This window comes from Salinivibrio sp. MA351 (genome assembly GCF_001996065.1).
Lineage (GTDB): Bacteria > Pseudomonadota > Gammaproteobacteria > Enterobacterales > Vibrionaceae > Salinivibrio > Salinivibrio costicola.
In genome coordinates this window covers 15,787-40,055 of sequence record NZ_MUFG01000028.1, presented here as the reverse complement: position 1 = coordinate 40,055, position 24,269 = coordinate 15,787, and the positions used below count along the sequence as shown (strand labels likewise).

At 46.6% G+C, this 24,269-nt stretch carries 23 protein-coding genes and 2 pseudogenes; 12 read left to right on the top strand and 13 right to left on the bottom strand.

Features of this window, described 5'->3' with window-relative positions:
- The first annotated feature begins 34 nt into the window (after nucleotides 1-34).
- The gene (locus BZG78_RS13165; RefSeq protein WP_199877201.1) at nucleotides 35-1,240 is read left to right on the top strand and encodes an NnrS family protein; all 1,206 of its coding nucleotides are present in this window, start codon (nucleotides 35-37) and stop codon (nucleotides 1,238-1,240) included.
- Between the two features lie 159 nt (nucleotides 1,241-1,399).
- Here BZG78_RS13165 and BZG78_RS15640 read toward each other — a convergent pair.
- From BZG78_RS15640 to norR, 3 genes and pseudogenes are all read right to left on the bottom strand, one after another.
- Nucleotides 1,400-1,831, bottom strand: a pseudogene (locus BZG78_RS15640) (ThiF family adenylyltransferase).
- Nucleotides 1,828-2,232, bottom strand: coding sequence for a YbaN family protein (locus BZG78_RS13150; protein ID WP_021022540.1), 405 nt, complete (start codon nucleotides 2,230-2,232; stop codon nucleotides 1,828-1,830). The pseudogene BZG78_RS15640 and the gene BZG78_RS13150 overlap by 4 nt, the downstream one beginning before the upstream one ends.
- Nucleotides 2,232-3,767: a nitric oxide reductase transcriptional regulator NorR gene (gene norR, locus BZG78_RS13145; protein ID WP_077661462.1), complete on the bottom strand. Its 1,536-nt coding sequence runs from the start codon at nucleotides 3,765-3,767 to the stop codon at nucleotides 2,232-2,234. The genes BZG78_RS13150 and norR overlap by 1 nt, the downstream gene beginning before the upstream one ends.
- 183 nt (nucleotides 3,768-3,950) lie before the next feature.
- Here norR and BZG78_RS13140 point away from each other — a divergent pair, with 183 nt between their 5' ends.
- Nucleotides 3,951-4,490, top strand: a complete 540-nt coding sequence (locus tag BZG78_RS13140; protein ID WP_077661461.1) for a hemerythrin domain-containing protein — start codon at nucleotides 3,951-3,953, stop codon at nucleotides 4,488-4,490.
- 98 nt (nucleotides 4,491-4,588) lie between these two features.
- On the opposite strand, the pseudogene BZG78_RS15635 reads toward BZG78_RS13140, so the two are convergent.
- Nucleotides 4,589-4,741, bottom strand: a pseudogene (locus BZG78_RS15635) (transposase family protein); the annotation flags it as partial.
- A gap of 348 nt (nucleotides 4,742-5,089) precedes the next feature.
- Here BZG78_RS15635 and BZG78_RS13135 point away from each other — a divergent pair.
- The 6 genes from BZG78_RS13135 (at nucleotide 5,090) to BZG78_RS13110 (ending at nucleotide 10,046) form a co-directional block, all read left to right on the top strand.
- Complete coding sequence (locus BZG78_RS13135) at nucleotides 5,090-5,362, top strand: hypothetical protein (RefSeq protein ID WP_077661460.1); 273 nt, start codon at nucleotides 5,090-5,092, stop codon at nucleotides 5,360-5,362.
- Nucleotides 5,363-5,605: 243 nt separating this feature from the next.
- Nucleotides 5,606-5,911 (top strand): PTS sugar transporter subunit IIB, encoded by a 306-nt coding sequence (locus BZG78_RS13130; protein WP_021022536.1) that lies wholly within the window; start codon nucleotides 5,606-5,608, stop codon nucleotides 5,909-5,911.
- 10 nt (nucleotides 5,912-5,921) lie between these two features.
- On the top strand, nucleotides 5,922-7,217 hold the full coding sequence (locus BZG78_RS13125; RefSeq protein ID WP_077661459.1) for a PTS sugar transporter subunit IIC: 1,296 nt from the start codon (nucleotides 5,922-5,924) through the stop codon (nucleotides 7,215-7,217).
- A complete protein-coding gene (locus BZG78_RS13120; protein ID WP_077661458.1) occupies nucleotides 7,217-7,546 on the top strand; it encodes a PTS lactose/cellobiose transporter subunit IIA in 330 nt (109 codons plus the stop codon). The genes BZG78_RS13125 and BZG78_RS13120 overlap by 1 nt, the downstream gene beginning before the upstream one ends.
- A 73-nt stretch (nucleotides 7,547-7,619) precedes the next feature.
- A complete protein-coding gene (locus BZG78_RS13115; RefSeq protein WP_077661457.1) occupies nucleotides 7,620-8,618 on the top strand; it encodes a LacI family DNA-binding transcriptional regulator in 999 nt (332 codons plus the stop codon).
- Between the two features lie 12 nt (nucleotides 8,619-8,630).
- Nucleotides 8,631-10,046: a glycoside hydrolase family 1 protein gene (locus BZG78_RS13110; RefSeq protein WP_077661456.1), complete on the top strand. Its 1,416-nt coding sequence runs from the start codon at nucleotides 8,631-8,633 to the stop codon at nucleotides 10,044-10,046.
- 119 nt (nucleotides 10,047-10,165) lie between these two features.
- Here BZG78_RS13110 and BZG78_RS13105 read toward each other — a convergent pair whose 3' ends face one another.
- From BZG78_RS13105 to cysP, 4 genes are read right to left on the bottom strand one after another with little or no spacing between them, the layout of a single operon-like run.
- Nucleotides 10,166-11,293 carry a TOBE-like domain-containing protein gene (locus BZG78_RS13105; protein ID WP_077661455.1) on the bottom strand — a complete coding sequence of 376 codons (1,128 nt, stop codon included), beginning with the start codon at nucleotides 11,291-11,293 and terminating at the stop codon, nucleotides 10,166-10,168.
- A gap of 4 nt (nucleotides 11,294-11,297) precedes the next feature.
- Nucleotides 11,298-12,206 carry a sulfate ABC transporter permease subunit CysW gene (gene cysW / locus BZG78_RS13100; RefSeq protein ID WP_021023591.1) on the bottom strand — a complete coding sequence of 303 codons (909 nt, stop codon included), beginning with the start codon at nucleotides 12,204-12,206 and terminating at the stop codon, nucleotides 11,298-11,300.
- A 10-nt stretch (nucleotides 12,207-12,216) separates the two neighbouring features.
- Nucleotides 12,217-13,053, bottom strand: a complete 837-nt coding sequence (gene cysT / locus BZG78_RS13095) for a sulfate ABC transporter permease subunit CysT (RefSeq protein WP_028569692.1) — start codon at nucleotides 13,051-13,053, stop codon at nucleotides 12,217-12,219.
- Nucleotides 13,054-13,111: 58 nt separating this feature from the next.
- A complete protein-coding gene (cysP, locus tag BZG78_RS13090; RefSeq protein WP_077460693.1) occupies nucleotides 13,112-14,116 on the bottom strand; it encodes a thiosulfate ABC transporter substrate-binding protein CysP in 1,005 nt (334 codons plus the stop codon).
- A 226-nt stretch (nucleotides 14,117-14,342) separates the two neighbouring features.
- Here cysP and cysM point away from each other — a divergent pair, with 226 nt between their 5' ends.
- Both cysM and BZG78_RS15670 read left to right on the top strand, forming a co-directional pair.
- Nucleotides 14,343-15,233 (top strand): cysteine synthase CysM, encoded by an 891-nt coding sequence (gene cysM, locus BZG78_RS13085; protein ID WP_077661454.1) that lies wholly within the window; start codon nucleotides 14,343-14,345, stop codon nucleotides 15,231-15,233.
- Nucleotides 15,234-15,599: 366 nt separating this feature from the next.
- Entirely contained in the window at nucleotides 15,600-16,898 is a 1,299-nt protein-coding gene (locus tag BZG78_RS15670) for a PAS domain-containing methyl-accepting chemotaxis protein (protein WP_277918949.1), read from the top strand.
- Between the two features lie 62 nt (nucleotides 16,899-16,960).
- Here BZG78_RS15670 and BZG78_RS13075 read toward each other — a convergent pair whose 3' ends face one another.
- Both BZG78_RS13075 and BZG78_RS13070 read right to left on the bottom strand, forming a co-directional pair.
- Nucleotides 16,961-17,398, bottom strand: coding sequence for a YeeE/YedE family protein (locus BZG78_RS13075; RefSeq protein ID WP_077661453.1), 438 nt, complete (start codon nucleotides 17,396-17,398; stop codon nucleotides 16,961-16,963).
- Between the two features lie 15 nt (nucleotides 17,399-17,413).
- Nucleotides 17,414-17,839 carry a YeeE/YedE family protein gene (locus BZG78_RS13070; protein WP_077661452.1) on the bottom strand — a complete coding sequence of 142 codons (426 nt, stop codon included), beginning with the start codon at nucleotides 17,837-17,839 and terminating at the stop codon, nucleotides 17,414-17,416.
- Nucleotides 17,840-18,230: 391 nt separating this feature from the next.
- Between BZG78_RS13070 and BZG78_RS13065 the strand changes: the two genes are divergently transcribed.
- Nucleotides 18,231-19,712 carry a bifunctional diguanylate cyclase/phosphodiesterase gene (locus tag BZG78_RS13065; RefSeq protein ID WP_077661451.1) on the top strand — a complete coding sequence of 494 codons (1,482 nt, stop codon included), beginning with the start codon at nucleotides 18,231-18,233 and terminating at the stop codon, nucleotides 19,710-19,712.
- A 69-nt stretch (nucleotides 19,713-19,781) separates the two neighbouring features.
- Here BZG78_RS13065 and BZG78_RS15665 read toward each other — a convergent pair whose 3' ends face one another.
- From BZG78_RS15665 to BZG78_RS13050, 3 genes are all read right to left on the bottom strand, one after another.
- Complete coding sequence (locus BZG78_RS15665; RefSeq protein ID WP_077661450.1) at nucleotides 19,782-21,524, bottom strand: PAS domain S-box protein; 1,743 nt, start codon at nucleotides 21,522-21,524, stop codon at nucleotides 19,782-19,784.
- Between the two features lie 191 nt (nucleotides 21,525-21,715).
- Nucleotides 21,716-23,416: an FAD-dependent oxidoreductase gene (locus tag BZG78_RS13055; protein WP_077661449.1), complete on the bottom strand. Its 1,701-nt coding sequence runs from the start codon at nucleotides 23,414-23,416 to the stop codon at nucleotides 21,716-21,718.
- A gap of 10 nt (nucleotides 23,417-23,426) precedes the next feature.
- The gene (locus tag BZG78_RS13050) at nucleotides 23,427-23,618 is read right to left on the bottom strand and encodes a DUF2892 domain-containing protein (RefSeq protein ID WP_077460700.1); all 192 of its coding nucleotides are present in this window, start codon (nucleotides 23,616-23,618) and stop codon (nucleotides 23,427-23,429) included.
- 214 nt (nucleotides 23,619-23,832) lie between these two features.
- Here BZG78_RS13050 and BZG78_RS13045 point away from each other — a divergent pair, with 214 nt between their 5' ends.
- A complete protein-coding gene (locus BZG78_RS13045) occupies nucleotides 23,833-24,171 on the top strand; it encodes a metalloregulator ArsR/SmtB family transcription factor (RefSeq protein WP_021023582.1) in 339 nt (112 codons plus the stop codon).
- Nucleotides 24,172-24,269: the final 98 nt, after the last annotated feature.

Genomic DNA, 24,269 nt, shown 5'->3' with positions numbered 1-24,269 from the left:
ATTATAAATACATCTTTAAAGTGTTCAGGTGACTATGATGCAGATCACAAACCGAGAGAAAGAAGATCACATAACGCCGATACTCAGACAAGCATTTCGTCCTCTGTTCTTGCTAGGCGCACTATTCAGTGCTGTGGCAATTCTGCTTTGGGGCTTTGCGCTGGCGGGGAAGGTGAGCTTGCCGGTGTACGGAAATATTATGTTCTGGCACAGCCATGAAATGATTTTCGGTTTTGTAGTTGCCATTGTGCTGGGCTTTTTGCTCACTGCAGTGCAGAACTGGACGGGACTGCGCGCGCCGCATGGTAATACCTTGCTAGTGGTGACGGTGCTATGGAGTGCGGCACGATTATTATTGTTGTTTGGTGAAAACTTGCCGTGGTGGCTTGTGGCGGCGGTGGACGTCAGTGTTCTGCCTGTTGCTGCATTCTTGTTTGGCATAATGGTGCTAAAAATTAACCAAACCAGAAACCTGTTTTTTGTCCCCATTCTGCTGTTATTAACGGTGTGTAATCTATTGATGCACTACGGGTTACATTTTGGTCATTACAACATCCAAGTACTGGGAGCTTATAACGCTGTATTCCTAGTGACGTTGCTAATGGCCATTATCGGCGGGCGTGTTCTGCCAATGTTTACGGCCAACGGCACCATGACAAAGAAAGTTCAGGCATTGCCCTGGCTGGATAAAATGGCGCTAGGCAGCTTATGGCTAATATTCGCGGTGCACTTTTTTAACCTGCATATGCGGTTGCCTAGTCAGGTTATGGTTGTGTTGTTCGCCTTTTGTGCCATCACAACAGCCGTCCGTGTTGTGCGTTGGAAAATTTGGATAACCTGGCGGGTGCCGCTGTTGTGGTCGCTGCATATTGCTTACTGGTTCATTCCCATCGGTTTAGCGTTATTTGCACTGCGCTATGCCGGTATTGAAATTACTCAGAGTGTAGCCATGCACGCACTGACCGCTGGCGCTATGGGTAACATGATTTTAAGCATGATAGCTCGGGTGTCGTTAGGGCATAGCGGACGCCCGCTTCAGACTAAACCTATTATGTGGGGCGCATTTTTATTGGTAGCTATTGCGGCAGTGACTCGCGTATTCCTTATTTGGTTTATGCCAGAACTGACTAGCCAGTGGTTAATGCTGAGTACGTTAGCCTGGGCTATTGCGTACAGCATTTACGTGGTCGTTTACTTCAAAGTATTGATCACGCCGCGAGCGGACGGTAACCCGGGCTAAGCGTTGGAGCAGTGAGAGCAGTTAGGGTGCTTTAGTAGATTCATCCGCTGCTATTCGCTGTGCAATACGTCAAAGAGTAACAATGATGAATAAAGCGGCTGATCTATGTTGGCCGCTATTTTTATGGCTCTACGGCTTGGATCGTACCAATAACGCCCATTAGCGGCGACAACACTCCGGCTTCGGTAGCTGCTCGCCAAAAAACTGACTTAAGCACCCATAACACGCGCTCTCATTTTGCATTGAAAAACTGGTTACTTGTCCTTCAACGCTAATGGCAGAACCCGATACCAAGGGCGTTTTGTGTAGCAGACAGGTTTTATTCACAGCGTTGCGTGTTTCCAAATTATCGCAGTAATCGACAACCAGGGTTTCAGCGCTGACTAATAGCTCCAGCGTGCCTTCCTCAACTCGCGTATTAATCGTTTGAATGCGTTTTTCGCTATTAAGCTATGCTAAGCGGTGCTTAACCGCTTCGACTTTTAATTCACCGATCCAGTGCTCTGAAAATCGTACCTGACGCTGAAGGTTGTGGCGGTCAATAGTATCGTCATTGACCAATGTCAGCTCAGTGGGCAGGGTTTTATTCATAACGACTTCTCTGACGGTGCAGGTACGGACTCAGGGCGACTGGCTAGCCAAGCACCCACAGTGACCAATACCACGCCGACAATTATCTTTAGCCAAACCGGCACTTGTGGCACGAATAACCATAAAATGGCGCAACCACTGGCCATTATCACCAGTGCAATGACTTTAGAGCGGCGCTTCACTACTCGGTTATCGCGCCAGGCCCGAATATCTGGTCCGTATTTTGGATGGTTGACCAACCAGGTTTCTAGGCGGGGCCAGCCTTTACTGGCCGCCCATAACGCGGCAATAAGAAACGGTACGGTGGGCATAACCGGCAGGGCAATGCCAATAACCCCCAGTAAAACAAAGAATGCGGCCAAAGAGCGCCATAGTATTTTCATTAAAAGCGCTCGGGTCATTACTTCATTCCTAATCGGGCGGCCATTTTATGTAAATTACTGGAGTCGAGCTTGAGCTCTTTAGCAGCTCTACTCCAACTGTCATCGTTACGCTTAAGTGCCGCTTCTATCATTTTACGCTGTGTATATTGTACCGCTTCTTTCATCGACAAACTCTGGGTCGGTAAGTTCGCGTCATTGCTTTGAGTACCCGAGTCTGCCACCGAAGGCAATCGCACGTCTAAGTCGAGCACTTTAGGCTCAATGCTGGCAATGTCATTTTTGTCGATGCCATGGCTCAATAGTTTAATGGCGGCCCGACTAATGACATGCTCCAGTTCGCGAACGTTACCTGGCCACTGATACTGTTGAATTGCCAACTCAGCTTCGGGCGACAAGCGAATGGCGCGCAAGCCTAGCCGAGCCCGGTTCAGCTCCAAAAAATGACCGGCCAGAATGGAAACATCGTCATCACGTTCACGTAGTGGTGGTATCGGCAGTGGATACACGGACAGGCGATGGTACAAGTCGGCACGGAAGGTTTCGTTACTGACTTGCTGTTTAAGGTTTCGATTGGTCGCGGCAATAATGCGTACATCCACTTTGCGGTATTTGTCTGAGCCGAGGCGTTGAATTTCACCGTTTTGCAGTACGCGTAGTAGTTTGGCTTGTATGGAAAGCGGTAACTCGCCAACTTCATCTAAAAACAGGGTGCCACCATTAGCCGCGTCGAAACGCCCGGATCGATCACTGCTTGCGCCGGAGAAAGCGCCTTTTACGTGACCAAAGAGTTCACTTTCCGCTAAGGACTCGGGTAATGCGGCACAGTTTACGTATATCAACGGCTTGCCGCTGCGTTGCGACAGTCGGTGTAATTCCCGCGCGAATAGTTCTTTACCGACCCCGGTTTCGCCCAGTAGCAATACGGGCAAATCGGCACCGGCTACGATCCGAAGCTCTTTTAAGACCGCATGAATGGCTTTGCTTTCACCAATAATTTCTGACTCATTGGCGTCGGAGGTACTGCTGTGTTCGACTGATTGCTTTTGCCCTTGCCGCAGTGCACGGACGTTCTGCTCTAACTGACCAATGCGAATGGCGGTTTCTACAAATAAGCTAAATTTTTGTAATTCAATAATAGAATCGTCAGTGAATGTCCCAGGCTCTAACGCGTCGAGTGTCAGTACGCCCCAGCATTTGCTTTCCAAATACAAACTAATGCCCATGCAGTCATGTACGGGCAATGCCTCGCCTGGTTGGTTAGCCATTAAACCATCGTACGGATCAGGAAGAGCTGAGTCATGTTCGAAACGAACGGCTGAACGTGACGATATTAGGACCGCTAAACGTGGATGCTGCGCTAACACAAAGCGACGGCCCAAAGCTTCGCGCACGAGTCCCTTGACGGCAATAGGTTGTAGTACTTCGTTCTCGAGTTTCAATAGTGCGACTGCGCCGCAGTTAAAATGACGTCGCAACGTACTGACGAGATTCTGCAGTCGTACAGCTGTAGGTTGCTCTGTTAACAAATCGGCTAAAACACTTTCTTGTAGCATAGTTAAATCCACTATATTGGTAAAAACTACCCTAATTGTTAGGGTTGATACTACCGTGGGGTTTCTGAATGTCAATAATTACAATTGGATAGAAGTTGGCGCACTTGTTGCACTGTTACTTAGGAATTCATGTTTCATCCGGGAGTAGTTCCTGGAGTTGCGGATTAAGTTAAGGAGTTTAGCATGAGTGATTTACAGCAAAGGTTGGCGGATAGCGAAGCCAAATGGCAACAAGCAACAGCGCAGGAATTAATCGAGCACATTTATTTACGTTTCCATCAACGCCATCGTGAGCAATTACCAGAACTTAAGCAACTGGCAATGAAAGTGGAAAACGTGCATGGTGACCACGAACTCGCACCACGCGGTTTAGCGGAGCATCTGGACGCTATGTTACAGGAATTGGAAAGTCATATGATGAAAGAAGAACAAATTCTTTTCCCAATGCTGTCGCGCGGTGTGTATCCAAGTGGTCCTATTTCTGTCATGGAAGAAGAACACGTGCAGCACGAAGCCGAGTTGGTGAAAATTAATCGGTTAACCAACAATCTGACACTACCGGAAGGCGAATGTGGTACTTGGACAGCTCTGTACAATGGTTTAAAAGAGTTACAGGATGATTTGCACGAGCATATTCACCTGGAGAACAACATACTTTTTGCTGAAAAACAGGCAGCAGCGTCAGAGCACGGTAAAAACTTCTGTTGTGGTTCGTGTCAGTAACTAATCTGAAGTGACAAGGGTCGAATGCAAATGCGAATATTCTGTATTTGATCCTGTTTTAAGCTATTTTAGCGCTTTCATTAGAGAAGGTGTTTAGGGATGTATTCTTGAATCTCGTACCATCCTTTCGACCCCGCAATCACCGCGCACAATGAAGCAAAAAGCAGGCCGAATAGCGGGTAGGTTATCTTGACACTCTAGTGATTATCATCAACGGCGCTGAAGTAGTCTTTACATGTATCGATGTCCACGGTATCTATCCCGAACCATTTTAGAATCGGCCTATATGACCACAGCCAGAAGTGATCGTTAAACCGATTCTTCTTTGGTTAAAAAATATTCGCGAACTCGCCTTGGATGCCATCACCTTGATGACTGCAGCTATGATCGCTCTTAATGAGACTAAAAAACGCAAAGACACCTTAATTTATCATGATATTCATTTAACCGAACAAGCTCAAAAGTGTAGGTCCTCGTTTCCGTACTCGGAGTCGAAATCAATAACAAAGAGGTTGAGATTGTCTTTCAACCGCAATATCGCTTGGCGTCGGGCTAGCTAACTGGCTTAGAAGTTTTGGCGAGATGGACCCAGAAAACCTATGGTGGTGCAATCTGGTACATTTATTCCTCTCGAAGAAAAGCAAGGCTTCTTGCGAAGACCTAACGGCGCTTGTACTCGAAAAAGCCGCCAAGTAGTTACACATAGTGGTCTGTTGGGAAATGTCATTCCGCGTGTGTCGGTGAATATTTCTGCGGTTGAGTATAACCGAGAGAGTGCGATTCAGCGTATTGATTATTACTTGCAATTGAACCCAGAATTCGTGCGTTACTTATGCCTAGAAATAACCGAAACCGCGGCGCTATCGGTTTAATGTATAGCGTCAGTGCATAGTTGTTTTACCTTATCCTCTCTCCCTATATCTACTCGTTCCGAATTCTTCGTACAACCCATACAGAGCCTCCCGGCAATGTGATCAAAACCACAATGACTCGCTTGATGTAACCGGTTTCTGTGATCCTCGCCTTCAACTTTGAAACCGGTTACTGAAACCGGTTTCTTTTTTGGATAGATTAGGGCTATTGGTTAAGTAACTTGAATGTCAAGAGGTATGAAAATGGTAAAAATTCTTCTTTGTTGTGCAGCGGGAATGTCAACCAGCATGGTGGTCAAGAAAATGGAACAGGCGGCGAAGAGCCAAGGCATAGAAGCTGATATTCAAGCAGTTGGTTTGGATGAGTTTGAAAATATGCTTCCCAAGTTCGATATCTGCTTACTGGGACCACAAGTGAAATATAAAGAGGCAGATTTTTCCGCAAGCGCAGCTAAACAAGACAAAAAAGTAAAAGTCATTAACTCCATGGATTATGGAATGATGAATGGTGAAAAAATCCTCAACGATACGTTAGTAGAGCTAGGTTAGGGGGCTCATAATGACGACATTAACGGATAATGTGTTTGGGTTTATTGAGAATAGAGTAACGCCTGTTGCCGGTAAGGCAGCGTCTCAGCGCCATATTATGGCGATGAGAGATGGATTTATCTCTGCGATGCCATTTATGATTGTGGGCTCATTTCTACTCATATTTGCCTTCCCTCCGTTTGCAGCGGATTCAAACTGGGCCATTGCTCAAGTATGGTTGCAGCTTGCTGAGCAATATCAAGGGCAACTACTCACACCATTTAATATGACGATGGGCATTATGTCTGTCTATATCACCGCCGCCATCTCTTATAACTTGGCGCAAAGTTACAGTATGGAGCCATTCATGCCAGCGATGCTGTCGTTGATGTCCTTCCTATTGGTAGCTGCGCCACTGACTGAAGGAGGACTGCCTGCGGGATATTTAGGCGGTACAGGTATTTTTACGGCAATTCTTGTGTCTCTTTATAGTACAGAGCTGATGTATTTCCTCCAAAGGAAAAAGATAGGCATCAAAATGCCTGAGCAAGTGCCTGGTAAAATCAAACAGTCTTTTGATTTGTTGATTCCGATACTACTGGTTGTACTGACTATATATCCTCTCAATTTATATATTGAAAGTCAGACCGGCATGATCATCCCTGAAGCTATCATGACGGCATTCAAACCTCTGGTCAGTGCTGCTGACTCGTTGCCAGCTATTCTTTTGGCCGTGCTACTTACACATGTATTGTGGTTTGCAGGCATTCATGGTGCCGCTATTGTCGGCGGTATGTTGCAAGCTTTTTGGCTCACCAACCTGTCTGCCAATCAAACTGCGCTTGCTGCTGGTGCTCAAATTCCTCATGTATTTGTAGAGGGTTTTTGGAGTTTCTTTATCGTGCTTGGCGGCTCTGGTGCGACATTAGGCCTGGTCTTTTTGTTTATGCGTAGCCGTGCTGCTCACTTAAAGACAATCGGGAAAATCAGTGTTGTACCTTCGCTCTTCAATATCAATGAGCCTGTGATATTTGGCACCCCTTTGATTATGAATCCCACCTTCTTTATTCCGTTTATTACAGCCCCACTGGTTAACGCCACGATTGCGTACTTTTGTGTCAAAACGGGAATTGTAGGTGCTGTGATTTCAGTGGTGCCTTGGACTGCACCTGCTCCGGTTGGCGCGGCATGGGCAGCAGGTTGGGCAATTAGCTCTTCTATATTAGTTGTTGTCCTCATGCTTGTCGCAACCGCCATCTATTATCCATTTTTTAAAGTTTATGAAAAACAGCTTTTAGCACAAGAAGCCCAAGGGGAGGAAAACTAATGACACCACTAGCAGATTTTGACCAAGAATCAACGGTGATGGAGCTCATCATCAATGCAGGCTCAGCAAAGTCTTTCGCAATGGAGGCGTTGAGAGCCGCGAAAGCGAGTGACTGGAACGCGGTTGACGAATACCTGTCTCAGTCGTCTGTCGCCTCGAAGCAAGCACATGATGTACAGACTCAGCTGATTGGGCTCGATCAGGGCGAAGGAAAGGTGCCCGTGAATTTGGTGATGGTGCATGCCCAGGATCATATTATGACCAGCATGTTAGCCAGAGAATTGGTTGAAGAATTAATTGCTATCCATCGCAAACTGGATTCTGTGTAATTAATGTTACAATACTGAAAATCCGAAAGTTTGTAGTTTCGAGGGAAACTCCCTCTCACCTTTAGAGGTACGAATGGCCACGATTAAAGATGTTTGCAAGGCTGCCGGTGTATCTAAGGCGACAGTGTCTCGTGTTATCAATAAGACTGGACAGGTCAAAGAGAGTACCCGAGTAAAAGTTGAAGCAGCTATTGAAAAATTGAACTATCGACCCAGTAGCTTGGCTCAAACATTAGCTGCGAGTAGCGGCAACAGTATTGGCCTAGTGCTATCGGACTTTGATGGCAGCTACTTTGGTAGTTTATTAAAGCAAGCATCTGCCAGTGCTACTAGAATGGGCAAGCAGCTGATTATTGCGGATGGAAAAAACCAAGCTGAGTTTGAATTACAAGCAGTGAGCTCCCTGGTTGAACAAAAGTGTGATGTGATTGTGCTTTACAGCCGTCAGCTGACGGCGCAACAACTTATCGAGCTTAATCATGAAATATCCACGCCTTTGATTCACGTTGGGCAAGAGCTTCCAGAATCGGCAGGTTATTCAATTGCATTTGATCAAAAGCGCGCGATAGAATCGGCGGCGACCCATCTTATGAGCATTGGTCATCGACACATTGCGTATTTTGGGCCTTGTCCAACAACAAGGACGACCCAAGTTCGGTTAGAGGCTTTTAAAGCGATTACTGAGAAGCAGCCCTTTTCTGTGGAAACACAGCATTTGGTGTGTGGCTTTGATGTAAAAGCAGCCTATGAACAAGCGCTGGAACAAATTCCCAACAATTGGCGTTTCAGTGCCATTGTCGCAGCGAGTGATGATATTGCTATTGGTATTTTACGTGCCTGTCGAGAGAAAGGCATTGGTGTACCTTCAGATGTATCAATCGTGAGTATCGATAATGAAAAAATGACTGAGTTTGTTGTACCACAGCTTACGACAGTTGATATTCCTATCGAACGTATTACGGAAAGAGCGATGGAAGTTGCCCAACAACTTATCGAGGATCAAGTAACTATAAGACCAGAGATTGTTGTGGGTGAGTTATTTGTGCGCGATTCGACTAAGCCTCTAGTATAAAAAGATGTTTTTATGAAATTTGCACATGATTTTCTTTTTGGCGCCGCGACGGCTTCTTATCAAATCGAAGGGGCAACGGATGTCGACGGTAAAGGGCCGACTAACTGGGATGAGTTTGTAAAAATCCCGGGAAAAACCTTTGAAGGAACAACGGGTGAAGTGGCGATTGATCACTATCATCGTTACAAAGAAGATATTAAGTTAATGGCTGAGATGGGGCTTGAGTCTTATCGTTTCTCTATTTCTTGGGCAAGAATTATTCCTGATGGTGTAGGCGCTATAAATCCTAAAGGTATTGAGTTTTATAACAATATCATTGATGAGTGTTTAAAATATGGAATAGTTCCTTTTGTAACGCTCTATCACTGGGACCTTCCTCTCTGTTTGGAAAAAGACGGAGGGTGGTTAAATAGAAAAACAATCGATGCTTTTTTGAACTATGCAAACGTTTGTTTTGAGAGCTTTGGTGATCGTGTCAAACATTTTATTACATTCAATGAAACCGTTATTTTTTGTGGGCACGGATATCTTGCGGGTGCGCATCCTCCGGGTATTCATAATGCGCCAGAAAAGTATTTTCAAGCGACGCATCATGTTTTTACTGCGCATGCTAAAGCTGTAATCGCATATAAAAAGCGTAAACAATATGGAGAAATAGGCTTGAGCCATGTCTTCACACCCGCGTTTTCAATTGATAATAGTGAAGATAACCTATTTGCAGCCATGCACGCTAATCAGTTTAACCTTAATTGGTTTTATGACCCTATTTTGAAGGGAGAGTACCCAGACTATGTGATGGCGTGGCTCGAAACCCAAGGTATCCAACCCAAAATAACGGCAGATGATAGAGAAAGTTTAATAATTGCTGCACCACTCAATGACTTTATTGGATTAAACTACTACCAGCCCATGCGGGTAGAAAGAATACATATGCCAGGCGATGTTGTTGAGCCGACGCGAGAGAACGCGACAGGAGCCCCCGGTAATCCGAGCTTTGACGGTGTATACCGAACGGTCGCGATGGATGATAAGCGATATACAAAATGGGGATGGGAAATATCACCTGATGGCTTTGTGAGTGGTCTACAGCTACTAAAAGAGTACTATGGTGATATCAGAATATATATTACTGAAAATGGTTTAGGGGATGAAGACCCTATTATAGATGGTGAGGTCTGCGACATTCCAAGGATTAATTTTATTAATGATCACTTGGTGGCTGTAAAAAAAGCGATAGAGCTTGGTGTGAATGTCAAAGGCTATTACGCATGGTCGGCAATTGATTTATTGAGCTGGCTCAACGGGTTTAAAAAGCAATACGGGTTCATCTATGTTGACCATGATAATGGTTTAGCCAGGAAAAAGAAGGCGTCGTATTATTGGTACCAAAAAGTAATAGAAACGCGAGGCAGTAACCTTAAGAGCTAGTGCTTTATAGATAATACTGTTTATGTTTAAACGCGGGTAATTGAACCCGCGTTTTCTGATCATAAGTTCGCAGATGTTCTATTTATCTTCGACTATGCGAAAAATCCCTTTTTATATTATTAAATATCATACACCAAGCTATCTGCCGCCAAAAATGGCCATTGCAGCCGGTGGGGGGCTGTATCGTCATGGTTAAAGAAATAACCAATATGTGGCATGGCATAAACGGTATCGCCCTTTTGATACGATGCGGCTTGCCAAGCATGATGAGTTAGGGTGGCCTCCCACAATTGATCACTTTCCCAACCTTGTGGTGCCAGTGATACGCGTACCTCGGCGCCGACAGGGTTGACTGATACCACGCGCGTGGGCAGCGATACCTGGCTGTTCGGTTTATCGGTGATGGTCAGTTCATGGCTGCGTACATACAAATCGCCGGATTGTTTGGTCTGCGCATTGAGGGCGGGTTCGATAAAGGCGTTACCATTTTTCCATACCCCTTGCTGAAATTGGCCGGAAAAGACATTCACGTTCCCCAAAAAATCAAACACAAATCGACTCTTCGGCGAAGCATACAGATCAACCGGGCTATCGACTTGTTCAATTTGCCCGTTACTCATCACCACCACCCGATCGGATAGCTCCAGCGCTTCATCTTGATCGTGAGTGACGAACACGCTAGTGAATGCCATTTCATCATGTAGGCGTCGTAACCATTGTCGTAGTTCTTTACGTACTTGCGCATCTAATGCCCCAAACGGTTCATCCAAAAGTAAAATTTCTGGTTGCGTCGCGAGTGCACGTGCCAGAGCGATACGTTGTTTTTGTCCGCCCGATAATTGTTCGGGATAACGCTGGCGAAGATGACCAAGCTGGACCACCTCGAGCAGCTCGTTAACTCGTTGAGTGATGGCGGCCGCTGAAGGGCGCTCGCGCCGCGGCATGACTTGTAAGCCGAACGCAATGTTTTCAGCGACTGTCATGTGTTTAAACAAAGCGTAGTTTTGAAAGACAAAGCCAACGCGTCGATCGCGAACATGCACCTGGGTGACATCGCGTTCGCCAAAATGGATTTGGCCACTATTGCTGTTTTCTAACCCCGCAATAATCCGCAGTAACGTGGTTTTTCCCGAACCTGATGGTCCAAGTAACCCCATCATTTCACCCTTTTCTATGGTGAGAGATAGCGGCGAAAGTGCCTGAAACTGGCCAAAGTGTTTGGTGATATTGTCTAATTGAATTTGCATTATGTTACTGCTCACTCTGGGTCGTTTGTGGGATAAATTGGGCTGGCGTTGACGCGCTGTGCTCATCAAGCGGCGTTACGTTTGTCTGTGCGCGTTGCTGACGCCACTCCACTAAGGCTTTGAGCGCCAACGTTACCAATGCCATAAAGGCAAGCAAAGAGGCACAAGCGAACGCGGCTTGGGTTTGATAGTCTTCATACAGAAGCTGCACTTGCAAAGGTAAAGTATTGGTTTGGCCACGAATGCTACCTGACACCACTGCCACCGCGCCAAACTCACCGATGGCCCGGGCATTGGTCAAGATCACCCCGTATATCAGGGCCCACTTGATGTTCGGTAAGGTGACGCGTCGAAACAGTTGCCACCAAGACGCCCCTAAAATCACTGCCGCTTCTTCTTCGGCGTGTCCTTGCTGTTGCATCAGCGGAATAAGCTCGCGAGCAACAAAGGGGCAGGTGACAAAAATGGTGACTAAAACAATGCCAGGCAGTGCAAACATCACTTGTAAATCATGCTCAAACAACCACGCGCCTAGCCAGCCGTTACTACCGTACAGCAGCAAATAGAGTAGACCAGCGACCACAGGTGATACCGCGAAGGGAATATCAATCAAGGTGGTGACCAGTTTTCGGCCTGGGAACTGAAACCGAGTTACCGCCCATGCGAGCATGACACCAAACACTAAGTTAACCGGCACCGTGATAACGGCAACCAATAGCGTTAACCCAATCGCATGGCGTGTATCGGGGGCAAGAAGGTGCTCAAAATAGGTACCAATACCGTCAGAAAATGCAATAGAAAAAATGCTCAATAAGGGAAGCACCAACACGAGCGCAACCAGTATCAGCATTAAGCCAATCAAACTACGTTTGATCCAAACAGAATCACCGATTCGGGCAGTGTGGGGAGTCATAAAGCTATCCTTAGCGACCGTGAATACGTTTTAAGTAGCGGCCTTGCCATAGGTTGATCGCAAACAGTAACGACAATGATGCCATCAAAATCACTGAGGCAATCGCACTTGCCGCTGGGAAATTAAACTCTTGCAAACGGACAAAAATCATCAAGGAGGTGATCTCGCTGACGTAAGGCGTATTGCCTGCAATAAAAATCACGGCCCCAAATTCGCCAAGACTGCGCGTAAAAGATAAGGCGATACCCACGAATAAAGCGGGTTTGATAGTCGGTAGGATAACGCGCCAAAACACGGCAAAATCGCTTGCGCCTAATAAGGTGCCAGCTTCTTCTTCCTCTTGAGAAATTTCTTCCAGTACGGGCTGTACGGTGCGCACGACAAACGGCAAGCTGGTAAACATCATCGCAATCATAATGCCTATCGGCGTATAAGCCACTTGTATACCGAGGTTCGCGAGCACGCTACCTATCCAGCCATTATCGGCATACAAGGTAGCGAGGGTGACACCGGCGACTGCGGTGGGCAGTGCGAAAGGCAAATCCACCAACGCGTCAATAAAGCGTTTACCCGTAAAATCGTAACGCACCAACACCCAAGCAAAGAGCAGTCCAATCGCACCATTAAATAAGGAAGCGATAAGCGCCGCGCCGGCCGTGACTTTATAACTGGCGACAATACGTGGGTCTGAGATGGCAAACCAATATTCTTGCCAAGTCATTTGACTGGTTTGCATGATTAAACCACTGGCTGGCAGTAGTAAAATCAGGCTAATAAACAATAGCGATACGCCCAGACTGATACCAAACCCTGGGAGTACGCGCTGATGACGCACTCCCCGTGGCATAGATTGGCGTTGATGCGATAACGATGGCATAACGTCTCGATTTAAGTCGTAATAGAAATTAACGGCGCTGGAGCTGGTCTAGCTTTCCGCCACTAGCAAAGTGGGTTTTCATCGCCTTGTCCCAGCTACCTGAAATCTCTTCTACCGTCAGTAATTCAACCTGAGGGAAGCGATCGGCATACTCGTCTGCGACGGCTTGGTGATGAACGCGGTAATTAAAGTTAGCCAGTAAGCGCTGCGCTTTTTCACTGTAAAGATAAGACAAATACTCTGTCGCCAGTTCAGTAGTGCCATTGCGTTTAGCATTTCGCTTTACCACGGCAACAGGGAATTCAGCCAGGATCGAGGTTTTAGGCACAACGATATCGTAATCATCACTGCCATATTGTTGGCGGATGTTATTTACCTCTGATTCGAAGGTGACTAAGACATCGCCAATGCCACGTTCAACAAATGAGGTGGTTGCGCCACGGCCGCCGGTATCAAATACGGCCACATTGGCGAGTAACTGCTTCAAAAACGCATCTTGCTGTTCAGTGTTGTCTTTGCCAAACGTTTTTTGCGCATAACCGAGCGCGGCTAAATAGGTATAGCGCGCATTGCCTGAGGTTTTTGGGTTAGGAAAGACCGATGCGACATCGTCTTTGGCAAGGTCGTCCCAGTTTTCAATATTTTTGGGATTGCCTTTACGCACCAAAAAGGCGGTGGTGGAATAATAGGGCGAGCTGCTATTGGGGAAGTTGTCTTTCCAATTGGCATCGATCAGTTTGCCACGATCGTGCAGTACCTGCACATCAGTGACTTGGTTAAAGGTGACGACATCCGCTTGCAGCCCTTGCATAATTGCGCGCGCTTGCGCCGATGAACCGCCATGGGATTGCTTAATCGTTACGGAGTCGCCGGTTTTTTCTTGCCAGTGCTCTGCGAATAGTGGGTTGTAGTCGGCAAAAAGCTCCCTTGCGATATCATAAGAAGAGTTCAACAGTGTTTGTTCAGCGGCGAATACTTGTGCGCTGCTGGTGGCAAGTAGGGCCGAGAGAGCCAGCGTTTTGAATACCTTCATTGTAATGTTCCTTAATGACCGGTTGATGCTTGTTCAACAAAAGAAGTAGCTATAAGTCACAGAATAAAAGCAATCATTAGGAATAAAAAACAGTTTTACTATAACCATTTTGTATATGTTAGTGACAATTTATCTGCGTGCCAGTGATAAACCCTTGTAACATGGCGTTTATAGACAGTGCCCCACGGCATGACGCCAGTGAAAAAGATAGGCAGAGGTAAGAGACGTGACTGATTTCCCAACGCTTGAAGACTACGTAGGACAAACACCCTTGATACGCTTGCAGCGTCTAGGCGCTGATACGGGGAGTACTGTTTTGGTTAAACTTGAAGGCAATAACCCGGCCGGTTCAGTCAAAGATAGGCCCGCGCTGAACATGATTGTGCAGGCTGAAGCGCGGGGAGATATCCAACCGGGCGATACCTTGATTGAAGCGACCAGTGGCAACACCGGGATAGCGCTGGCAATGGCGGCGGCGATTAAAGGCTATCGCCTGATTTTAATCATGCCTGAAAATGCTACCCAGGAGCGCAAAGATGCGATGCGTGCCTATGGCAGTGAGTTGATTCTCGTCTCTAAAGTGTCGGGTATGGAAGGTGCGCGTGATTTGGCGTTATCCATGCAAGCACAGGGCAAGGGCAAAGTGTTGGATCAGTTCAATAATCCGGATAACTTTCAGGCTCATGTGACCGGTACAGGGCCTGAAATTTGGCAGCAAAGCCAACAAAAAATCACCCACTTTATTGCCAGCATGGGCACCACAGGCACCATTGTGGGCACATCAAAGTACCTAAAAACGCAAAACCCCGCGATAAAAACCATTGGCTTACAGCCGACAGAGGGCAGTGCCATCCCTGGGATCCGGCGCTGGCCGGCTGAGTATTTACCGGGTATTTATACCGATGAGCATATCGATGTGGTGATGGATATTTCTGAGCAAGACGCCAAAGAAACGGCGCGAGCATTAGCGCGAGAAGAGGGGATTTGTGCGGGTGTGAGCTCTGGCGGGGCCGTATATGCGGCACTGCAAGTTGCCAAAGCTGAACCCGGCTCTGTGGTGGTGGCCATTATTTGCGATCGCGGCGATCGCTATTTATCGTCGGGACTGTTTTCTTAACCGTTCTAGCTAAAAGATCTAGGTCGTAATGATGAGAAAAAATTACTTAGTATGAGGGACAATGCAATAAACGGAAAAGTAGATGGTTTTCTAGGCGATTATGAAGTCTTTTAATACAAGCCAGATGGTAATTAACTCTTTGTTATTAATGGTAATATATTTTTTGTTACATTTTTCATTCTTCTAATGCTTATTAGTTAATACGCCTGATTATCGGATAAATAAAGATGCTCTACGCTTTACTGATATTACGCGACTAATAACGTAGTTCACATACTTTAAAATGTTCTTGTGGATTGGCTAGCCACTGAAGTAAAGAAGCATGAAAAGTAACGATATGGTCCTAGAGTTAACGGGGGAGCCACCATGATGTTTAATCAAACTAGACGCCTACTTACCGAAAGCGAGACAAACAGAGAACAACTAGAAATCGAGCTTGATGCCATCATAGAAGGTGTTGCCACCATCACCTTCTCTCCTGATGGAATTGTGCTCAGTTGCAATCAACTATTACTTAATATTATTGGTTACGAGAGTAATGAAGTGGTTGGACAGCACCACTCGGCAGTATGTTTTCCTGAAACGACAGAGTCCCAAGAATACCGCGATTTTTGGATGCGTCTCGGTCAGGGCGAAAGACAGAAGGGCGTTTTTCGACGCCGGCACAAAAATGGTAACGAAATTTGGATGGATGCGTCTTATTTTCCAGTTAAAGATAAAACCGGACGAGTGGTTAAAGTTCGCAAAATCGCGTCCGATGTGACGCGAGTCCACCAAGAAAAAGCCAAAAAAGAGGCGTTGTTTATGGCGCTCGACCGTTCCATGGCGGCCATCATTTTTACCCCCCAAGGCAACATTATCCATGCTAACGACAATTTTTTAGCCACAGTGGGATATGAGTTAGATGACATTGTAGGGCAGCATCATCGTATATTCTGCGACGCTGACTTTTATGAGCAAAATCCGAACTTTTGGGCAGAGCTGGAAGATGGACAATTTAAGGGTGGACAATATCAACGGCGTGACAAATTGGGCAATGAAATCTGGTTAGAAGCCACTTATAACCCCATATTCGGTGATAGTGGGCGTGTTGAAAAGGTCGTGAAATTTGCTTCCAACATCACTGCAAGTGTGCAGAAAAGCCATGCAGTCTCTCAAGCCGCTGAACTCGCCCACCATTCGTCAGCCGCGACACTTCAACATGTTGAGGATGGTAGTGCTTTGCTCAAAGAAGCGGTCGATATCACTAGCCATGTCACTGAGAAAATGCAATCAACGGCTGAGCAACTCCACCAACTGACTGAGCACGCACAGAGCATTGAAGAGATTGTGACCACGATTAATCAAATCGCTGAACAAACCAATTTACTTGCTTTAAATGCTGCTATTGAAGCAGCTCGTGCCGGCGAGATGGGCAGAGGATTTGCTGTGGTAGCTGATGAAGTGAGAAGTTTAGCCAAACGCACCAGTGAATCGACAACACAAATCGCCAATGTTGTCGATGAAAATAGAAAATTGACCCATGGTGTGAGTGAGTCGATGGAAGAAGTGGCAGTAGAATCGGAGCAGAGCCGAGAAAAAATTGCCTCAGCGGAAACCGTCATGCGTGATATTTATGCCGGAGCTGAAGAGGTCTCTGATACAGTTCAACGTCTCGCTACTTAGCGCTAAACTTTGGCGCCCTGTCTAAAGCGGATATCAGGGCGCACCATCTCGCATGAGTCTATTTAAGTTTTTACTGGTGACGGTATTCGTGTTTGCTGAAGATAGGTTATGACGCGCATCCCGACTAGCATGCTAATCACAAATAGACCGATCGGTAGTGCGCCGGAGCCAATAGCCGTGATCGCCGGTCCTGGGCAAAGTCCGGCGAGTCCCCAGCCGGTGCCAAAGAGTAATGCGCCGCCGATGAGTTTTTTATCAAGCGTTTGCGTCTTGGGTAGACAAAATTGATCGGCCAGTACGGGGTTTTTCTGCCGACGTACGCCCAAAAAGTAGCCGGGAACAAAGACCAACAGCGCACCGCCCATCACAAACGCAAGGCTGGGATCCCACTGGCCGAATACATCCAGAAAGCCAATCACCTTCGCGGGATTGACCATGCCTGACACCATCATACCCACACCGAAGATAAAGCCTGAGAGTAGAGCAACAAGGCGAAACATAAGCGATAAACGTCCTTAAAAGTGTAAACGAACAAAAACAGTGACAAAGGCAGCACCCATAAAAGTGAGCGTTGCCACGATTGACCGTTTCGATAAGCGACCCATGCCACAAATGCCATGACCACTGGTACAGCCGTTACCTAATTTAGTGCCTATCCCGACCAGCAACCCCGCGAGTACGGCAACCATAGGTGTGAGTGCAGGCGCAAGGCTTGTGTAGTTGGGTAGTTCAAAACCGATAAATGGCATGAAGACCCCCGCACTGACCATACCCAGCAAAAACAGACCTCGCCATTGAGCTTCACGGCCGTGTGATGATAACGCGCCTGACACAATACCGCTGATCCCGGCAATACGGCCATTGAGTGCTAAAAGTGCGAGACAGGCAGTGCCAACCAGCATGCCACCAAACAAGGCATCCCATGGGATTTGAAACGTCATGATTTTCCTCTCAGTGAGTCAAAAAACGTTACGGCTAAAGGAGAAGGGCAGCATACTTGAACACATTAATAAGTCAATACTAATTTAGGGTTTGGTGTTTTATTTGCTCGTTGGACGTGTTGACCTGTGTTAATCGTTGCTCCAATCTAATTTAAGCTAGACTGAGCAATACGCACCGTCTTAGTCAGTAAAAACCGAAGGTGCAATCATAGAGTCGGTAGGTTACGCTCTCTGCATTTTGGTTATCTGAGCAACACTGGGCAAATTATACTTATTTGATTCAATAGCTTGAAGCTGTGAAGCGATAGAGCTGCTATACTCGACGAATATCACAGCCGTAGGTGTCAAAGAGGAGCAACTGAGCAGTGTTAAGAGATAAAAAAGGCTTTTAATGAAGAAAACAGCGTACTACGCACTAAAATTAGCATTAACTTACTTCTTTTTTGCTTCGTTGTGGATACTGTTTTCCGATAAATTGGTTAACGTGCTGTCCGATAACCTTGAAATGTATACTTGGGCACAGTCGTTCAAGGGGCACCTGTTTGTCGTTATTACCTCAGTGTTACTTTGGGGGTTAGCACAGAAAAATAATCGTGATTTAGAGCGAGCGAGTGACATCGATACGGTTACCGGGCTTCATAGTCCCTCCGTATTCATTCGTCGCGCTGATACATTATTGCAGCGTGCTAATGCTGAGTCGTGCTACATGTTGTTTGTGCTCGACATTGATAACTACACGTCGGTAACCAATAAGCTGGGCTTTGATCGCACCAATCAACTGCTGATAGGAGTGGCGCGTAAAATAGATACGCCCACTGCGCTTGAAAACCTAACCTCGAGAGTGCACGCCGATAGATTCGCATGTTTGTTGACGTTGTCCGATGTTAGCGAAATGACGCCATACATTGACAAGTTACATCGTCAGTGTAACCAGTTTTTGCAACGATACGATAGAGACATTACCTGTTCGGTAGGCGTGGCGGTGTTTGACTCGGATGGCGAAGACACCACGGCTTTAATGACAGCGGCGACACGCGCATTGAACGAAGCGAAGAAGCATAAAAATGCCGTTGCATATCACGATATCCATCTGACAGAAGAGGCTAAAAAGCGGCAAAATCTTGTCTACGATCTTCGCCAAGCCATTGATGATAAGCAGATTGATATTGTTTTTCAGCCACAGTATCGCTTGTCTTCTGGAGAGTTAACCGGCCTAGAGGTGTTGGCAAGATGGACACACGATCAATATGGCAATATACCCCCGAGTGTGTTCATTCCCCTAGCTGAAGAGCAGCATTTTTGCGAGGATTTAACGGCACTGGTGTTAGAAAAAGCCGCCAAACAACTAAACGAAAGTCAGCTGCTAGGCAATATGGTTAAACGGGTATCGGTCAATATCTCCGCGGTTGAATTTAACAGTGTGGACGCGATAGCACGTATCGATACCTATTTGCAGGCTAACCCTGAGTTCGCTCGTTATCTTTGCCTGGAGATCACAGAAACTGCCGCATTAGATGACATTATTGAGTGCGCGCGGGTTGTTGATACACTTAAACGCCATGGCGTTACCTTTTCGATCGATGATTTTGGTGTCGGCTATACCTCGTTGGGTATTTTTAACCGGATCAACGTGGATGAAATTAAGATTGATCGTAGTTTTATCCAGGCGATGGAAAAAGACCACCGTGCTAAAGCGATTACTGCCGGCATTATCGGGATTGCTAAAGGTTTGGGTATTCATGTTGTAGCTGAAGGTATAGAAACGCGTGCGCAACTAGCGTTACTAAAACAGCTCGATTGTGAATACGCGCAGGGTTTTTATCTTGGACATCCAGCGCCTTTAGAGCAGTTGGCTATAGTCCAGTCGGTTTAATGGTCATGACTTTGGCCAACGTATAAAAAGAAAAAGCGCGAGTGTTTTTATCTCGCGCTTATTGACGCTCTAGCTTTCAATGTCGTTCAATAAAACCGCAAGCTCATCAATGCTTTGAACCGTACTTTCTACCAACTCGCTAATTTGTTTGCTCGATTGGTGAGAGACTTGAGCCAACTGGCGAACCTCATCGGCGACCACCGCAAAGCCGCGTCCGAGCTCACCGGCACGAGCGGCCTCGATCGCTGCGTTCAGTGCCAGAAGATTGGTGCGCTCGGAAATGTTGTTGATAGTATCAATAATTTTCATCACTTCCTGGCTTGACTGAGAAACGGACTGCATTGATGTTTGCGTTTTTGCCACGGTTTTACGTCGAGCACTGATATCAATACCAAACATGACATAATTGAGTATATTGCCGGAAAAATCTTTGAGTACACAAATCCTCGCATCAATTGCGAGTTGCTCCCCTTTTCCATTAAATTCAATGAGGGTAGAGGCATGGCCTTGTTTATCGATACTTTCTTTTAATTCGTGTGTGATTTTATGGTAGATGTCATAGGAGGCGTCTTCGCATCGCGTACCGATATTTTTCAAGGCGTCTTCAAATAGAGAGTTTATGGAATCAAGTTTACCGTCGGGGCAAATTTCCATAATAACTAATGCGCCGCTGATAGCATCTAATTTGCGGGTGAAATCTAAGTAGGTTTGTTTTACCTGAGTAATATTGGCCTGCACAGAGATATAGTGCGTAATATGGTGGTTATCATCCCTAATAGGATTAATGGAGAGTGAAATCCAGTAAGGCTCACCATTTTTGCTGTAGTTAAGAATCTCATCATAGAAGGGCTCATGGCGGGCAAGATGATCACGAATGTTTTGCACGGTTTCAGGACTAGTATCTGCTCCTTGAAGAATATGACCAGGCTTTTTGCCTCTCATCTCATCTAAGCTATACCCTGACATCCGCTCAAAACCACGGTTTACATAAACCACTTCTCCTTGTGGGTTAGTGACTATAACCGCATTATCGGTTTCGTTTGCCACCATGGACAATAACTGCATTTCTTCCCGGCGTTGCACAGTCTCAGTGACATCTTTTACAAAGGCAGTATAAAGTGTTCGATTACCAAGATGTACCTTCGATAATGAGAGCTGCCCCCAGAGTCGATGACCATCCTTATGTTCGATCTCGACTTCTCTACTGGTGCCAACAATTCTATCTTCGCCGGTCTTTCGGTTGCGATTTACATAGTCATCATGGTTGGCTTGGATTGCATGAGGCACCAACATTTTAACGTTCTTGCCATGAACATCTTCTTTGCTGTATCCCCACAGCTGCTCGGCCGCTTTGTTATAAAAGGTAATACAATTATTTTCATCAATACACACCACAGCATCAAGCGCTTGTTCGAGGGTTTGGGTCATCATCTCTCGCGCATCTCGTTCAGCGGTAACATCACGAACAAATGCCGTGTAATGAATTTTGCCAGAGACGCGTATCTTGGATAAAGACAGTTGCACCCAAGTCAATGAGCCGTCTTTTCGTCTGAGCTGCACTTCACGAGAACGCCCGACGATGCGATCTTCTCCCCCAGATCTGTGTCGGTTAACGTAGCTGTCGTGGTTGGCTTGTAATTCGGTGGGGATCAGCATTGCTACGTTCTTTCCTTTCACCTCGCTTGCTGAATATCCCCAAATGTCCTCTGCTGCCTGATTAAAGAAAGTGATGTTATTGTGGTGATCAATGGTGACAACCGCGATAATTGCTTGCTCAAGCGCTTGTAGGTGAGAGTTAGAACGACCTAGCATATTGATCCTCTCTGTTAATGGCCTTTAAGCTGTGAGACAAAAGGTGTGAGCCCTAAGTCGGTACCTTGATTATCAATAAAACTGACAAATTATGATGGTAACTTAATAGGTATAAGCCAGGTTGGGCGGGTTTTCCAATAAACAAAAAGCGCGAGCATTGGCTCGCGCTTTTGACTGGCAATGATTCGCGTTTAAGCTGTGGCAAACTTGTAAGTGCGATAGCCGCCTAGTAAATTACGGGCTTTAAAGCCATGATTGACTAACTGGCGATAGGCGACGTTGCCTCGCAAGCCGACTTGGCAGTAAATCAAAATTTCTTTGTCTTTGGGAAGCTCATGAATGCGCCCGCGCAGTTCGTCAACCGGAATATGGATATCGCCTTCGATATACTCACCGTTTTCGCGTTCGGGGGCATTGCGCACATCCAGAAGCACTTGGTCATCACCTAGGGTCGCTAAATCGTGATAATGAACCGCTTTTGCGTCGCCTTTGATCAGGTTAGTTGCTACAAACGCGGCTTGGTTGATCACATCTTTAGCACTGCCATACGGTGGGGCATAGGTCAGCTCCAAATGCTGCAGTTGCTCAACCGTCATCCCAGCACGCTGTGCAACCGCCATGACATCAATGCGTTTATCAATGCCATCTTTGCCTACCGCTTGTGCGCCTAAAATAGCACCCGTGTCGGGTGCAAATAACATTTTAAACGAGACAATTTCTGCGCCCGGGTAGTAACCCGCATGACTTGCCGCGTGAACATAGACTTTTTGGTAATCAATGTTGGCCTGTTTAAGTTGCTTCTCATTTTGGCCCACAGAGGCAACGGCCAGATCGAAAATCTTACAAATGGCGGTGCCTTGGGTGCCAAGATAATGCTCAGTGCTTCCTAGCATGTTGTCAGCGGCCATGCGCCCTTGACGGTTAGCCGGTCCAGCCAGTGGTACCAGCGTCGGCTTGTGAGTGACAAAGTCGATTTCTTCGACGGCATCCCCGACCGCATAAATATCTGGGTCTTGGGTCTGCATGGTGCTGTTGACCACGATCCCGCCTTTTTCACCAATCGCCAGGCCGGCCTGTTGTGCTAGAGTCACTTCAGGTTTTACGCCGACAGCCATGATCAACAATTCAGTGTGTAGCGTGTCACCATTATTTAGCGTGAGGCTCAGTGAACCTTCTAAGTGTTGCGGTTCACTGGGTTCACCGGCGTCATCACTGGCCACATGCGTGGTTGGAATGTATTCGGCCGACGCCAAGGCCGTCCCCAGGCGTAAATCAATGCCATGATCACGAATGCTCTGATGGGCAAAGCCTGCCATTTCGCGGTCAACCGGCGTCATCACCTGATCGGCCATTTCTAAAAGGGTGGTTTCAATGCCACGCTGATGGAGTGCTTCCATCATCTCAAGACCAATAAAGCCTCCGCCGACGACGGTTGCGTGACTGGGGTTGTTCATCTCGATGGTGTGCAAAATTGCATCCATGTCCGGGATGTTGCGCAAAGAATGCGTGAGTGGGTTATCTAAGCCAGGAATCGGCGGCATAATTGGCGCCGCGCCAGGGCTTAATAGTAATTTGTCGTAGCTCTCTTGATAGGTGCTGCCATCGGCCCGAGTGACCGTAACGGTTTTGTTTTCGCGGTCAATGTTACTGACGGCGCTATTAATACGCACATCGACATTAAAGCGCGCACGAAAACTATCTGGCGTTTGTAGCAAGAGCTTACTGCGATCCGTGATATCGCCACCGATATGGTAAGGCAAACCACAGTTAGCGAACGAAACGTAGGGGCCGCGTTCGAACATAATGATCTCAGCGTCCTCGGTCAGACGGCGTGCACGAGCTGCAGCAGAAGCGCCACCGGCGACGCCTCCAATAATTACTATCTTGGTCATTTTGACTCCGTTAAGCGTGACGTAATCCAAGTTTTTTCAGGAAAAAGGCTGCCGGACAAATCCCTGTAAACGCGCTTTGAATGAGGTTTACGCCCACGAATACAGTAAGCCAAACAAATTGGCTGTGCACGGTGAGGGTAAGTACCACAGAAAGCAGCACTATGCTGCCAGCGATCACGCGAACTGCATTTTCAATTGTCATTGTAAGACTCCTTTGCATTGATATTGCACCGTAGCTACCGCTCGACTGACGTTGGTTGCTTTGGGTGCGTGTCCTGTTATATGGATTGAATCCAGCGTTACTTTCACTGTAGTCGCTATGTTTAGAAAAGTCTAATGATAATCTGTCTAAATTAGAGTTGACTAAATAATAAGAGGGGCTAAGCTTAAGGAAGTCCTTACAACAGGAGCCTAACATGGTGGTTCAGACAGGGTTATATGAAAAAGATGATGTGCCTGATATGGACATTGGCGCAATGCGACAACAAGCATCGAAAGCGGCGACCTTGTTGAAGGTAATGGCGCATCCTGAGCGCCTGGTGGTGTTATGTCAGCTACTGGCTGGAGAGACCCATGTGGGACAGTTGCAACAAGGTTCGAGCCTCAGTCAGTCGGCTTTTTCTCAACACTTAAGCGTGCTCAAACGTCATCAACTGGTGAGCGTACGTAAATCATCACAGCAGGTATTTTATCGCTTACGAGATCCCAACGTCGCGGATATTATCGCCACGTTACAACGCATCTATTGCCCGTAATCTTGATTTATTACTCGTTGTTGTGATGCTACCAACATATCAGACGGCGATGGTTAACTAAGTTATATCTAGGCATGTAGACGTTATATCCATTCCGT

Bases quoted from the DNA above. Each gene is read 5' to 3' on its own strand.
- BZG78_RS13055 (WP_077661449.1), bottom strand. From the start codon at position 23,416: ATGACCAAGATAGTAATTATTGGAGGCGTCGCCGGTGGCGCTTCTGCT.
- BZG78_RS13125 (WP_077661459.1), top strand. From the start codon at position 5,922: ATGACGACATTAACGGATAATGTGTTTGGGTTTATTGAGAATAGAGTA.
- BZG78_RS13070 (WP_077661452.1), bottom strand. From the start codon at position 17,839: ATGACGTTTCAAATCCCATGGGATGCCTTGTTTGGTGGCATGCTGGTT.
- BZG78_RS13045 (WP_021023582.1), top strand. From the start codon at position 23,833: ATGGTGGTTCAGACAGGGTTATATGAAAAAGATGATGTGCCTGATATG.
- BZG78_RS13150 (WP_021022540.1), bottom strand. From the start codon at position 2,232: ATGACCCGAGCGCTTTTAATGAAAATACTATGGCGCTCTTTGGCCGCA.
- BZG78_RS13135 (WP_077661460.1), top strand. From the start codon at position 5,090: ATGGTGGTGCAATCTGGTACATTTATTCCTCTCGAAGAAAAGCAAGGC.
- BZG78_RS13140 (WP_077661461.1), top strand. From the start codon at position 3,951: ATGAGTGATTTACAGCAAAGGTTGGCGGATAGCGAAGCCAAATGGCAA.
- cysW (WP_021023591.1), bottom strand. From the start codon at position 12,206: ATGACTCCCCACACTGCCCGAATCGGTGATTCTGTTTGGATCAAACGT.
- BZG78_RS13050 (WP_077460700.1), bottom strand. From the start codon at position 23,618: ATGACAATTGAAAATGCAGTTCGCGTGATCGCTGGCAGCATAGTGCTG.
- BZG78_RS15665 (WP_077661450.1), bottom strand. From the start codon at position 21,524: ATGCTAGGTCGTTCTAACTCTCACCTACAAGCGCTTGAGCAAGCAATT.
- BZG78_RS13165 (WP_199877201.1), top strand. From the start codon at position 35: ATGATGCAGATCACAAACCGAGAGAAAGAAGATCACATAACGCCGATA.
- BZG78_RS13115 (WP_077661457.1), top strand. From the start codon at position 7,620: ATGGCCACGATTAAAGATGTTTGCAAGGCTGCCGGTGTATCTAAGGCG.
- cysT (WP_028569692.1), bottom strand. From the start codon at position 13,053: ATGCCACGGGGAGTGCGTCATCAGCGCGTACTCCCAGGGTTTGGTATC.
- BZG78_RS13065 (WP_077661451.1), top strand. From the start codon at position 18,231: ATGAAGAAAACAGCGTACTACGCACTAAAATTAGCATTAACTTACTTC.
- BZG78_RS13120 (WP_077661458.1), top strand. From the start codon at position 7,217: ATGACACCACTAGCAGATTTTGACCAAGAATCAACGGTGATGGAGCTC.
- BZG78_RS13130 (WP_021022536.1), top strand. From the start codon at position 5,606: ATGGTAAAAATTCTTCTTTGTTGTGCAGCGGGAATGTCAACCAGCATG.
- BZG78_RS13075 (WP_077661453.1), bottom strand. From the start codon at position 17,398: ATGTTTCGCCTTGTTGCTCTACTCTCAGGCTTTATCTTCGGTGTGGGT.
- BZG78_RS13105 (WP_077661455.1), bottom strand. From the start codon at position 11,293: ATGCAAATTCAATTAGACAATATCACCAAACACTTTGGCCAGTTTCAG.
- BZG78_RS13110 (WP_077661456.1), top strand. From the start codon at position 8,631: ATGAAATTTGCACATGATTTTCTTTTTGGCGCCGCGACGGCTTCTTAT.
- norR (WP_077661462.1), bottom strand. From the start codon at position 3,767: ATGCTACAAGAAAGTGTTTTAGCCGATTTGTTAACAGAGCAACCTACA.
- BZG78_RS15670 (WP_277918949.1), top strand. From the start codon at position 15,600: ATGATGTTTAATCAAACTAGACGCCTACTTACCGAAAGCGAGACAAAC.
- cysP (WP_077460693.1), bottom strand. From the start codon at position 14,116: ATGAAGGTATTCAAAACGCTGGCTCTCTCGGCCCTACTTGCCACCAGC.